Origin of the sequence: Candidatus Thiosymbion oneisti, from assembly GCF_900092655.1 — a bacterium.
GTDB lineage: Bacteria > Pseudomonadota > Gammaproteobacteria > Chromatiales > Chromatiaceae > Thiosymbion > Thiosymbion oneisti.
In genome coordinates, this window is record NZ_FLUY01001017.1 from 1 (window position 1) to 12,527 (window position 12,527).

General features: G+C 54.0%; 8 protein-coding genes and 1 pseudogene. 2 read left to right on the forward strand and 7 right to left on the reverse strand.

Translation table 11 applies throughout. From position 1 onward, the window contains the following. Nucleotides 1-196 precede the first annotated feature (196 nt). The 7 genes and pseudogenes from BQ17_RS10440 to BQ17_RS10470 form a co-directional block, all read right to left on the reverse strand. Nucleotides 197-2,224 carry an AMP-binding protein gene (locus BQ17_RS10440; protein WP_089726819.1) on the reverse strand — a complete coding sequence of 676 codons (2,028 nt, stop codon included), beginning with the start codon at nucleotides 2,222-2,224 and terminating at the stop codon, nucleotides 197-199. Nucleotides 2,225-2,268: 44 nt separating this feature from the next. After that, a pseudogene (locus tag BQ17_RS10445) lies at nucleotides 2,269-2,703 on the reverse strand (ketoacyl-ACP synthase III); the annotation flags it as partial. Nucleotides 2,704-3,084: 381 nt separating this feature from the next. Further along, a complete protein-coding gene (locus BQ17_RS10450; RefSeq protein WP_089726823.1) occupies nucleotides 3,085-5,445 on the reverse strand; it encodes an efflux RND transporter permease subunit in 2,361 nt (786 codons plus the stop codon). Nucleotides 5,446-5,693: 248 nt separating this feature from the next. Next, nucleotides 5,694-7,046: a B12-binding domain-containing radical SAM protein gene (locus BQ17_RS10455; protein WP_089726825.1), complete on the reverse strand. Its 1,353-nt coding sequence runs from the start codon at nucleotides 7,044-7,046 to the stop codon at nucleotides 5,694-5,696. A gap of 186 nt (nucleotides 7,047-7,232) precedes the next feature. Continuing rightward, a complete protein-coding gene (locus tag BQ17_RS10460; protein ID WP_089726827.1) occupies nucleotides 7,233-8,150 on the reverse strand; it encodes a hypothetical protein in 918 nt (305 codons plus the stop codon). A gap of 241 nt (nucleotides 8,151-8,391) precedes the next feature. Beyond that, nucleotides 8,392-9,366 carry a peptidase U32 family protein gene (locus tag BQ17_RS10465; protein ID WP_089726829.1) on the reverse strand — a complete coding sequence of 325 codons (975 nt, stop codon included), beginning with the start codon at nucleotides 9,364-9,366 and terminating at the stop codon, nucleotides 8,392-8,394. Nucleotides 9,367-9,513: 147 nt separating this feature from the next. After that, nucleotides 9,514-10,710 carry a LuxE/PaaK family acyltransferase gene (locus tag BQ17_RS10470; protein ID WP_176722384.1) on the reverse strand — a complete coding sequence of 399 codons (1,197 nt, stop codon included), beginning with the start codon at nucleotides 10,708-10,710 and terminating at the stop codon, nucleotides 9,514-9,516. Nucleotides 10,711-11,388: 678 nt separating this feature from the next. Between BQ17_RS10470 and BQ17_RS10475 the strand changes: the two genes are divergently transcribed. Further along, nucleotides 11,389-11,679 carry a nucleotidyltransferase domain-containing protein gene (locus BQ17_RS10475; protein ID WP_089726833.1) on the forward strand — a complete coding sequence of 97 codons (291 nt, stop codon included), beginning with the start codon at nucleotides 11,389-11,391 and terminating at the stop codon, nucleotides 11,677-11,679. Further along, nucleotides 11,676-12,146: a hypothetical protein gene (locus BQ17_RS10480; protein WP_089726835.1), complete on the forward strand. Its 471-nt coding sequence runs from the start codon at nucleotides 11,676-11,678 to the stop codon at nucleotides 12,144-12,146. Before BQ17_RS10475 ends, BQ17_RS10480 begins: the two co-directional genes overlap by 4 nt. The last annotated feature ends 381 nt before the right edge of the window (nucleotides 12,147-12,527 follow it).

The window sequence follows — 12,527 nt, forward strand, 5'->3', positions numbered from 1 at the left end:
CATGGCAACCTCCTTTCAGATTGCTAGACTAACCAGGCTTCTCCTGGCGCACCAGAGAACACAGAGAGCACAGAGAAAAGAATCGGCCAATGCTCTGCGTTCTCGGTGTCCTCTGTGGTTTAAACTTCACAGACTGGCAGCTGACGCCACCGTTTTTGCGATACCCTCGACCGGGAGAGGGAGTAAAGCCCTCGGATCACGACCTTGGCTCCTCGGACGAGGGGCCTTTCTCGTCTGTGGTCTCCTGATGGGTGGATAAATAGCGCGCCAGGGAGTCGATGTTCGGGTAGTCATACACCAGCGCCGCGGGGAGTGGTCGCCCCAGCCACTCGCTGAGTTCGCTCGACAAACTCGCTGCCGTCACCGAATCGATCCCATAATGCACGAAACGATGCCGGGTATTGATTTGATCCGGCGGGATATCGGTCAGCTGACTGATCCTGCCGAGTAACCAGTCTTTGACGGTTTTGGCTTCGATCTGGGACGGGGCCCTTTCCCGGATCTCGGACTGTTGCCATTTGCCTACGCTCTCCAGGACGCCGGCCAGAAATTGCTCCCGACAGGTGCGGCGCTGCACCTTGCCGCTGGAGGTCTTGGGGAGGCGTCCGGGTTTCAGCAGCGAGATTGCATGGACAGCGATTTCGTATTCTTCGAGTATCGCCTGGCGGATGGCGTCGAATACTTCTTCGGTATTGAGTTTCCGCAACCAGGCCCGTTGCACCTCCTGCACGACAACCAGGCGTTCCTCGCCTGCCTGCTCCACAGAGAAGGCGGCCCCGCCGTTGGCGGTCAGGGCCGCGTGGCTCTTCTCCACGGTGAGCTCGATGTCCTGGGGATAATAGTTTTGGCCCCGAATGATGATGAGATCCTTGAGCCGACCGGTGACGAAGAGCTCGCCGTCTTCCATGAATCCCAAGTCGCCAGTGCGGAAGAAGGGGCCTTCGCCGGTGTCCGCCAAATAGGCCTGGAAGGTCTGCCGAGTCTCCTCGGGACGGTTCCAATAGCCCTGGGTGATGCTCCCGCCGGATACCCAGATCTCGCCCTCTTGCGGACTGGGACGCACACACAGGGATTCGGGGTCGACGACGGCGACTTTTTGTTCCAGGTAGGTTGTCCGGCCGCAGCCTACGACTTTGCGTGTACTCCCGGTATCCGACCCCTTGGTTTCCCGAGAGGATGTTCGATCCATATCGCAAACCACCGGGGGCGTGGCTTGCGGGCCCCCGGAAACGAACAAGGTAGTCTCCGCCATGCCGTAGCAAGGGTAAAAGGCTTCGCGGCGAAAACCGCTCGGCGCGAAGGTCGCGGCGAATCTGTCCAGGGTCTCGGCGCGGATGGGCTCGGCGCCGTTGAAGGCGACCGACCAACAACCGAGATCCAATTCGGCTCGCTGTTCGGGAGTGATCTTTTCGACGCACAGGTCATAGGCGAAATTGGGTCCGCCACTGGTGGTGGCCCGATAGCGGGAAATCGCCCGTAACCAGCGCAGGGGTTTTTGCAGGAAGGAGAGCGGAGACATGAGGATGCAGGGGATGCCGAGATACAAAGGCTGCAAAAGATTGCCGACCAACCCCATATCGTGGAATAACGGCAACCATCCGACCATGATCGTCTGCTCGGTATGCTCGAATCCCTGCCGAATCATCTCATTGTTGTACAGAAGATTACCGTGACTGACCATCACGCCCTTGGGGCTCCCGGTGGATCCGGAGGTGTATTGCAGAAAGGCCAGTGTTTCGCCCTGGATGTCCGGCATCTGCCAGGCATCGGCCAGCTTATCGCCGATGGCGTCCGTCGCCAGCCGCCGGAGCTTTTCCGTCTCCGGCGTGAGTTTTGCGTCGAGATCGGAGGCAATCGAGCCGGTGGTGAGCAGCACAGATGCCTCGGCATCGAAGGCGATGGCCTGAAAACGGGGATCGGGGCGATTGCCGCGAGGGGGATAGGTGGGGACAGCAATCACGCCTGCGTACAGGCAGCCGAAGAAGGCGGCGATAAAGTCCAGCCCCGAAGGGTAGAGCAACAAAGCACGCTTGCCGGGGGCCGCGAGGCCCTGAAGTTTGGCGGCAATGGCGCGCGCCTGTCGATCCAGTTGCGTATAGGTCAGGCTGCGTTCCTGGGTTTCACCGTCCACGAGAAACCTATAGACCCGATCCTGGGGCTGGGTTTTTGCCCGCTGACAAAGCAGCTCGGTTACGGTACTTGACGGAATGATGTTGTTATCCATGGTGCGGACCTTTAGAGGCTGTCTAAAAACTTAAGAGAGCGTCCAGAAGTTGCGTCTTCGCTCCCGACCAAAGCCCGCCGTGCGCCGTCGGTACGGAGGAATCGGTCCGCTATCCCCAGCGCATAGACAAAACCCGCACAGACCGCCTGCACATCGAAGGCACAGCAACCCGAGATGCCGAGGCGCTGCTGTAACAGACAGGCGGTGCTGGGGAAGGTCTGCTCCGGGGTGGTGGTCGCCACTATGATGAGGTCGATCGCCGCGGGCTCGATACCAGCCGCCGCCAGCGCCCGGCGGGAGGCAGTCTCCGCCAGCTGGCTACAGCACTCGCCGTCGGTGATGATGTGACGTTTGCGGATCCCGGTACGGACCTGGATCCACCCATCGGAGGTGTCGATGATGTCTTCGATATGCTGATTGGTCAGAACCGTTTCGGGTAGGCAGCCGCCGGTTCCGATGATGCGCGAATAAAGACTCACGCCCTTGTCCTCTGCTGTTCCGCCGTCGGTGGTAGCCCGCGCAAGATGTGGTAAGTGCAACGAACCGCATCGATTCCTCTCACACCAAGCCACAAAGACACGGAGAATTCTTCTTTTGTTTCGGACGGCTCTTGGCGTTGCCCGTGCCACCGTACCGTCATTCCGGGTAGGACCCCGGAATCCAGTCGTCCAGGGACGGCAAGCCGAAGCGTACTCGCGGCCTTCGCTTTTTTTCCGAGCCGATGCGGAGATAGTGCAAACATCGAGCCCGTGTAGGGCGGGAAAGCGCAGCGCATCCCGCCAAAAGCCTTCCAGCGGGTTGCGACCGTCCCTGGTCTTACCCGTCCTACGAGCTGGGTTATCCGCAGATTACGCAGATTTTCACGGATTAATTCGTTTTTCATCTGCGGGAATCTGCGTAATCTGTGGATTCAAATGCGTCCGGAACCGGCGCTCATCGAGAACACCCAGGAGGGACGGCAACAGGAACAGATCCACGACCAGGGCAAACAGCAGGGTCGCAGCCGTTACCACGCCGAAATGAACGTTCGGATTGAAGTCGCTGAATATGAATATGGAGAAACCCAGGCTCAGTACGACCGTCGTAAAGAGAATCGGTACACCCGAGAGGGTAATCAGGTATTCGAGCGCTTCCCGGAAATCCTTGCCTGCCCTTTTCGCGGATAGATACTTGGCAAGAATATGTATGGTGTCGTCGACTGCCACCCCGATGACCACGGCGACGGCAACTGCGATGCCGAGATCGATATGGATGCCCAGAAAGCCCATGAGACTGACGGCGAGCAAAAGCGGAAAGATATTGGGGATCAGGGAGATGATGGTGATTTTGATATCCCAGAAAAAAACCAGTATCACCAGCGATATCAGCGCCAGTGCCGCCAGGATCGAGTGGATGAGCGTTCGGGTTACGTGGGTTTGCATGAAGGTGCCGATCACCAGCCGGCCATGGACGGTTGCGGTATAGGGCGTTTTCTGCCACCAATCTTCGATCCACCGGATCAGCTCGATTTCTTCGGAGGTATTGGTGAGATCCACGGACAGGGTGATCCTGAAGCGCCTTTCATCCACATCCATCCGGTTATTGATATCCAATCCTTGGGGCAGGGAGAGGGAATAGAGCAACAGATATTGCGCCGAGAGCGGTTTGGTATCCGGTACCCGATAAAACGCCTCCCTGCCGCCGTGCATGACCTGATTGATCCTTTTCATGGGCTCCAGGAGGGAACCGATATTCCTGACCTTTTCAAACCGGTTATCGAGATCACGATAAAAACGCTCCACCGACCTCAGAAAATCCGGTGCTTTGATGCCACCTTGTTCTTTCGTATCGATAACCACCTCGAAGGGCAGGGGACCTGTCATCTTGTCCTGGATGAAGCGGACGCTGTTTCTGATCGGGGTATCCTCGTGAAAATATTTGACTGTGTTACTGTCCACCTCCACCAGGAAGACACCGGCAAAAAACACCGGAATGGAAACTACGGAAAGGATGAGAATGGATCGCTTGTGATCGACGATGAAGGCGCTGTATTTCTCCACATAGCTGGCCAGCCATGGTGGCCCGGCGTGGTCGATGTCCTTCTTTCCCGCTCTTGACAGGGAAAGCAGGGCGGGCAGGAAAGTAACGCTCAAGAGGAATGCGATCAGCGAGGCGCTGGCCGTGGCGATACCCAAAGTTTTTACGGGGATCACCTCGCTTACGGACAGAGAGATAAAACCGGCGAAAGTCGTTATCGATGTCAGGAAGACTGGGAAGAAGTTCTTTTGTAATGCATAGTGGATGGCGCCATGGTTTCCCAAACCGGTGTCTATGCCATGGGACCAGGCCCAATAGATATGCATGGTGTCCGCGATACCGATGGCGATGACGAACACGGGCAGGTTGGCGGTGAAATTATTAATCTTGAAACCCAGCATGATCTGTATCGAAATCACCGCCAGGAATGTCAGGACAACCACCGAAACGGCGATCAAGGCCCCGGAAAGCCGCCGGAAGATCGCAATCAGGATCAGGATCGCCGCAATAATGACCAGCGGCGTGAAGACAACAAGATCATGTTTGGCGATCTCCATGAAGGATGTGCTGAGCACCGGTCCGCCGAATAAATAGAATGCATAACCCGTCCTTTTGCGTTCCTCCTCGAGCATGTTTCTGACGAGTTGCGTAACTTCCCGGTTGATTGCCTTATCCCGTCCTTCCCCTACAGGAATCAGGTTCGCATAGATAAGGGCCGTTTTTCCGTCGGTGGAGATCGTTCGGTTCCTTGTCTGTTCATCGATGATCGCTATTTGTTCCTTTTGTTTCAGAATATCTTCAGGAATGGTCTCGCCGTCCTCCACGAAATATTCCACGAGGATCTCATCCGGGTCCTCCGGGCTGGCATGGATATATTGGTAATTGGTGATGGAATCCACTCGGATGATGTGCTTCGTTTGCCACAGTCGCTCCGTGATCCGCTCGATGGTCCCCAGCGCCTGGTTCGAAAAGATGCCGGCTTCATCCATGAAAGCAATGACAATGGTGTCGTCCGATCCAAAGGTATGCTTGAAATTCTCATAGCCCGCAATAATTTTGGAATCTTTGCCGAGCCAGATACGATACCCTGCCTCCAGGCCGAGATCCTCGATGCAGGAAAGCACCATAACGATAACCAGAAAGGGGCAGGATAAGGCCACGAACCATCTGTATTTGATGATGGCATCGACATATTTCCCAATCATTCCCGGGCCTCGTTCCACCTGAATTTCATGGCATTCCTCGTCCTGTCATCTTGACTGAAGGGCACCTTGAAAAGGGTCTTTTCGTTTCACCACTTAAAACACACAGAGCACGGAGAAATCAGAGAATTTCCTTCGTGCTTTCTCCATGCTCGCCGTGTCTGAAGAAAAATTCCTCTGTGTACTCTCTGTGCCCTCTGTGTCTCTGTGGTGAATAAGAGTATTTCTGCAATATCAAGCGAAATGATGTACTAGAGTTCCTCACCGGTAAAGTAGGAGGCATGGAAATGCCTATTCCTATAGGAAATATTGCCTTTCAGGGTCAGTACAAACGTCAGCGGGCTATGTGAGTAAAGAAAAGCATACAATGCCCTTTTGAGCATGGCCGGCTTCGAGAAGAGCCTACTGATGACCCGCTTCATGTTCCGATTCAATTCCGTTCTATCCATGTTTTCCGTATCCACCATGGCCCGGTTGCCGATGTTGTAATAGCCCCAGTCTTTGGGAAAATCCCTGTAATTGAGGCGATCTTCCTCCAGGAGTCGTTTTTCGAGCTTGGTGCCGGGGAACGGCACCAGAAAAGAGATGGTTGGAATATCCACATGCGAGTTGGCGACATAATCATAGATCCGGTCGAAGATTTCCCGCGTGTCCAGATCATTCCCGACAATAAAGGAACCGACCACCGCAATGCCGTGAGCATGTATTTTCTGAATGAAATCGTTCTTCTTCACATATTTGACATTGACCTGCTTGCTCATATTGTGGGCCAGAACATTCTCGTCAGGGGATTCAATCCCAAGAAACAGTGCGATGCATCCAGCCCTTTTGGCGTAATACAATACCTCCTCGTTGTCCGCCACATTGACGGAGGTCTGGGCGATCCAGTGTTTCTTTATTTTCCGCTCGATCATGCCCTTGCAGAGCTCGATGAAGCGTCCGGTATGGACCTTGCTGTAACCGACTAGGTTATCGTCCGCGAAGAAGATGAATTTCTGCTTTACCAGCGCCAGCTCATCGAGCACCGATTCGACCGGCCGCATACGGTATTTGAAGCCATTGAAAGCGGTGACCGAACAAAACTCACAATTCATGGGGCAGCCCCGCGTCGTCAATACGGAACCCCATTGATACCTGGCGTCGAAGAGATGATGGGAAGGCGTGACAATGGTATCCAGAGGGATAAGCTCGTCCTCGTCACGATAGATTTCCTGCAAGTTTCCACGCTCGAAATCCCGGATTACCCGCGGCCAGATGTTATCGGCCTCTCCGGTAACGACCGCATCGGCGTTCTGCAGCGCCTCCTCGGTGGCCATGGAAGGATGAATCCCGCCCAGGATGACCGGCACTCCCCGGTCCCGATACAACCGAGCGATTTCATAGGCCCGAGGCGCCTGGGGCGTCATGACGGTGATGCCTACCAGGTCACAGGGTCGGAAGGTCGCGTCCTCGAAATTCTCGTCCATGACCTCGCAGGTCCAGTGATCCGGCGTCAAGGCCGCGATATATCCCAGGCTCAACGGGGGATAACGGGTCACGGAATAGCTGGAGAATCCCTCGAACAGCTGTCTGGGATTGACAAGAATCAATCTTTTTTTGCTCATCTGTTATTCTCTACAATTCTGCTTTGGTTCTTCTTCAGGCACCTTGAAAAGTTGTGCCCATTGCTTTTATCCGCAGATTACGCAGATTCTCGCAGATTAAGAACAATAATAATCTGCGAATAACCAGTTGGTGCGTTGGACAAGTCAATCACCGAAAAGACGTTCCGCTTGTTTTTGAACCCTGCCTCATGCTGTCACCTGGGAATCCGATAGCCTTTCAATCCTTTCCGCTACTTGGTTTAAATCCTTGTAGAAACGCATATCGAGAATAACTTTGTCGATATGCTCATCCATCAAACCGGCGTCGTCTTCCCGATTTTTCAGGAATATGGAATTTCCCCACACCAGATAATCCGGCATCTGTCCCTTGATAACGGGTCTGATTTCGGTCACATCCGCCTCGAAGAAATCCCAGCGGTGGGTGGGGCTGAGGGTAACCATCTGTCGGCAATTTCTGAGGCACTTGTCTACCGGCAATCCCCAATAGCGTGAGCTGTGACAGGCCCTAGCAAAAGACACCGGCACGATATCCGGCAGGAAACTGATGGCGTACCCCTTCTCCTTGAGACTCGATGCCGATCCCCGCAGCTTTTTCAAAAAAGGCATTTCCATTTCGAAGCGGAAGGGATAACGGGCCATAAAGTCATCCATCCACTCATTATCAAAATTGCCCGTCAATAGATTTCCCTGCACCCTTTCGCTCTCGTCACGAATGATGTGATCGTGCCACGGGCATTCGGCATAGGAGAAAAACAGGATGTTCCCGATGGAAACAGACGAGATTTGGTTTTTGAAGTGCGTCTCCAAATAGGTCAAAGCACCGAAATCATTGACGGAAATGGTATCGGCCAGCTCGCAGACCGGACCGAATAGCTCCGTTACCTTGTCGAAATGGCTTTCATAGAGGATGGGTATACTGAATTTCTTTTTGAAGCCATCGAGGCGGGAGAAAATTTCCTCCATCAGCGGGCGTGGCGGCAGCTGCAGATAACAACTTTCACTGCCGAAATTGACCCAATCGATACCGATTTTCTCCGCTTGCCGGAGAAAAGCATCTTCCAGCAGGCGATCATAATCGAATACTCTGAGCTCAAAACTAGGCACAATTTACTCCATACCATCGGATTTGATGGACACGCTTCGCTTTGTGCATTCGATAAGGAGCGGTTCAAAAACAAGCTGAATATCTTTTCGGTGGTTGACTCGTCCAACGCACAAACTTGTTATCCACAGATTACGCAGATTTTCGCAGATGACTTCTGTTCTTAATCTGTGAGAATCTGCGTAATCTGCGGATATATGAAAGCACGTAGCCTTTCTCCGGCTAAATGAGCCATTCGAGACGCTAAACGATATAGGATTTTGTTATGTTCGTCGGCCTGAACCGGCAACGTTTCTTTTCACAGAACCTTGGACGCCAGATGCTCGACCAAATCAATTCTTCGTTCATGAAGCGCTTTTTGATTTGCGGTACGGTCATTCCATCCAGGGCATAGTCCTGGAAAATCTTGTAGAATTCCGTGATTTTGGAATTGACGAACGAGTTATTGCTCTCGCGACCGACGATCTTGATCACATCGATGCCGGCCTCCATCAGCTCGGGCAGTGTGCATAACGAACAATCCGCCGCCGCATCCAGGAAATAGTTTTTTTCGTCCTCTTTTTCATCTTCGATGATAATGTCATAGGCCGCCCGGCAACCCGGACCGATATCGTTTATCGTCGGGCTATGCAACAACATACAACGCCCGCAATTGTTCCCACCGCCGAAATGGCCGAACATCTCGATCTCCAGCGGTGATTTCTCCTTGAACATTGCGATCTCTTTCAGGGTTACGCCTTGTGGCAGGACCACCCGTTCCACGCCCAGATCAGCGAGCAGCTTGGTCTGCTCCACATTGGGCGTGACCAAAAATACGCCGGCGACGATGGGGAGCGTGTAGCCTCTCTTTCTGAGATACTGAATGATTCCCAGGTTCGAGACGATGAGATAATCCGCCCCGGCGTCGACGCCCGCCTCGATGTACTCATCGAATTCCTTTTGGAAATCATGGGAGAGGTAGTGAATATTCGCGGTGTAATTGACCTTCACGCCCCGACCGTGGATATAGCGAATGACCTTATGCAGATCATCGACGCTATCGATCTGGCAGGATACGCCATCCATTTTGTTGTATCTGCCGTTGAAGGTGAAATTCAGAAATTCTTCGCTGATCGCCCCGCTGTCGAGGCCCAGATAGAGCTCATTGGCCCTGGCATCGCATTGATACCGGGACATCTCGAGACTGCGCGTCGGCGCCATGATATTGATGCGGTTCATGCTTCGGGTACCTCACGATGCAACGCCATTAAGTTAAGCCTCAAAGCCCCTCTCCCGGCGGGAGAGGGGTTGGGGAGAGGGCGAACAAAAAACAGCGCGCGATCAATCATAAACGGCGTCGGTGACGCTTGACTTAATGGTATTGCCTCACAATGTGTCGCAAGTCCGGGTAATCTCGCGCTCTTCCATATAGCGGTCGAGATTGATCGCGCAACAGCCCAATTCGACCCCGGCGACCCTTGCCTCGAAATGAATGGTTTGAGAAAGACGCCGGCAGGAACATAAGCCGTCGAGGGGAATATGACCGATGTCTTCCGTTTCTATGAAACAGGGGTAGGACAGATTCGTCGGATCGAGAAGAGTGATCAGGCCTGCTTTCCCTGTCTCCCTGATGACTTGTTGTTGGTTATCGAGATTTCGTATCACGATTTCGACCCAAGGTGGAAGATGTTTCATATTTTTCTCGCACTCTATGGCAAGAAAATTGCGTTCCACCAGACCATACATATCCCGAATCTGATGGGTGCCGATACCCAGATACTCCGTGCAGGATTCATCGAACGCCTCGCGGGGGATCTGTTCGCCGGTAAACCGATTCCAACCTCCCAGCATGATGATTTTGGATTCTTCATCCAATTCGAGGCGCATGTTATTCTCTTCGAGATATTTCAACAGGCGATTGATCATGAAAGGCGGTCCGACGATGTGTCTGGTAAACAGATCTTCCCAGCCCTTCAGGATATTGAGCGCCTGCTCGGCGACGAAGTGATAGCGTTCGACGAGGTAGGTCCGATCCTCCAGCAGCCCGGACAGAAAGTTAAAGGCCCTTACCATCCCCATCTCGGGCGTTTCAGCGGGCGATGGGCACAAAAACAGGCCGGCGCCGGTAATAATCTCAAAGAATTCCCGATATAAGCCGGAAAGAATAAGGGCCAGATTGTCACAGCTCTCTTTATCCCGTTTTGCGATGCTTGGAATGCCACTGGTCCCGGTACTGAAGATTTCCAGCTCCATTTCATCTTCCGGCGTCGTCAGTAGGAGATCGGCATTCTTCCGATCCTTGAACATCCTGACCGGTATCAATGGGATATGCTCGATCCCCTCGTTCAGGATGGTATCGGGAGAAACCCTCTGTTCCCGGCAAAAGTCCTGGTAGAACGCATTATTCAGATAGTGATAAGTGAAATTCTCCTTGATCAGCTCGTCCCGGATCCGACTTTGCTCCTGCCGGTCGAGACGGAGCAGATGGCCGACATTGCCGATGTTTGCTCTCAAATCGATCAGGTATGACCCCAGATCGAAATCGGAATTGCTGCTTTTGGTTGCCATATTGCTTATTGCCATGCTGTCGAACCTTGTGATCGTGTTGTCAAACATCGTGATCGGGCTCCTATTAAAAGCTGCTCAAAATCGCCCCCCAACAGGAAGGCAAGGGTATGTGGCATCCGACTCATAGTCGTCGGTTAGGCTCGATGGCGTTCTCAATCGAACCGAATCCTCGCCGGGAACCGGGGTCAGACCCTACCGGTTCCTGAGTGCCCCCGGTTCTTTCGTAGGCTTGCCATCCATGGCGTCCGGATTTCGGCGTTATTCGAGAATGTGATGCAAATGATAATCGTTCGTGTTAGCGATTTCAACCTCATTTTTCCGTTCCCTCGGGGCGGCAGCCGGATGATCTTACACGCCAAGCTCGAGAACCAGAGCTCGCTCTGGAGGGGCACGACTCCCGATGCGATGAGACAAGTATCCTAGTACCCAGTTTCATCCAATTTTGCTGGTTGTCATTTCGAACGTAGCGAGAAATCCTTGTCCCGACGAAGGAGGGATCTTGTGACCTTGTGATTGTCTCATCGCCAAAGATCTCTCCCTGCGGTCGAGATGACAGAAACTGGTTTTACCGAAAAATTTTGCTGAAACGGGGTACTAGCCGGCGTATCTCACCGGCCTGTATCTTTTCCGAGTTGTCGTCCTGGTGGAATTCGCAGCCGCGCTCGCACCGCCGTGAGCGGGATGTGTGTTAGCATGCATCCTGTGAGACTGAACGCAAGCCAGAGCCGAACTGTCGTAAGGGCCATCCGAGACCGCGACCCGCAAGCCGAGATCTATCTTTTCGGGTCGAGGATCAATGACGAGGGTCGGGGGGGTGATATCGACTTGTTAGTGATCTCGAAGCAGATCGACCTCATGACCAAGTTGGACATACTCGGCGAGATCCATCGTCGGCTCGGAGACAGGCGCATCGACCTGGTGGTGACACCTGACCCGACCCCACCATTCATGCGTATCGCTCAAGCGGAAGGGATCCGCTTGTGAAACCTGAAAGACTGGCGCTACTGGAAGACGAGCTGCGTGTCCTGGAGAAGGCAACAGAGCACCTCGGCTACTCCATCGATCGAGTCCAAGCTCTAAAGGACAAGCCCCGGTGGGCGCCCGAGGAGCTGGAGCGCTTCGAATCCCTCGCCAGCCGCTTCTCCCGACTCGCCGATCTGCATATTCAGCGCGTTATGCGACTGATAGACGACCTGGAGCTGGTCCCCCAGGGCAGCTTGCTGGACCGTATAGAGCGGGCGGAGAAAAGAGGCTGGATCGCAGCCCCCGATCTCGTGCGTATTCGCGAGCTGCGTAACCTGATCGCACACGAATACGTCGAGGACAAGCTTCATGAGCTGCACCTTGCCGTACTCGAGCTCGCTCCTCTGCTTATCGAGCTGACGCCAAAGGTTGCCGCTTTTGGACGCGTGCTGATCGCAAGGTACGGCGGCTTGGGGGCTGTCTCATAGCACTATTCAGGATTGCTTTTAACCAGACAGCTCCCGAGACATTTTGCGTGCCGACTAAGGTATGGAGAGGAGGATGGGTCGGCGTAGGGTGGGCAAAGCAAGCACCTAGCAAGATGGTCTAGGGCTGCGGTCATTCCGCGGAGGGTCCCGCACCGCGGCTGCTTGTTAGGAGGCACAAAGCGGGCGTGCCTATCGGCTGTTGGGCACGGCGCGATATGGGCCGTCGGCTCGATCGCCGGCTGGGCAGTACGCGCCTTTGCCCAACCTACCAACTTTTCAGTCAGGTAGGCTGGGTTGAGGTACGGGTAGTGGTAAATCTTTAACTGGCAGAGGGTAGGTCAGACCGCTATGCGGGTCGGCGGACTTGGACTATCAACCACT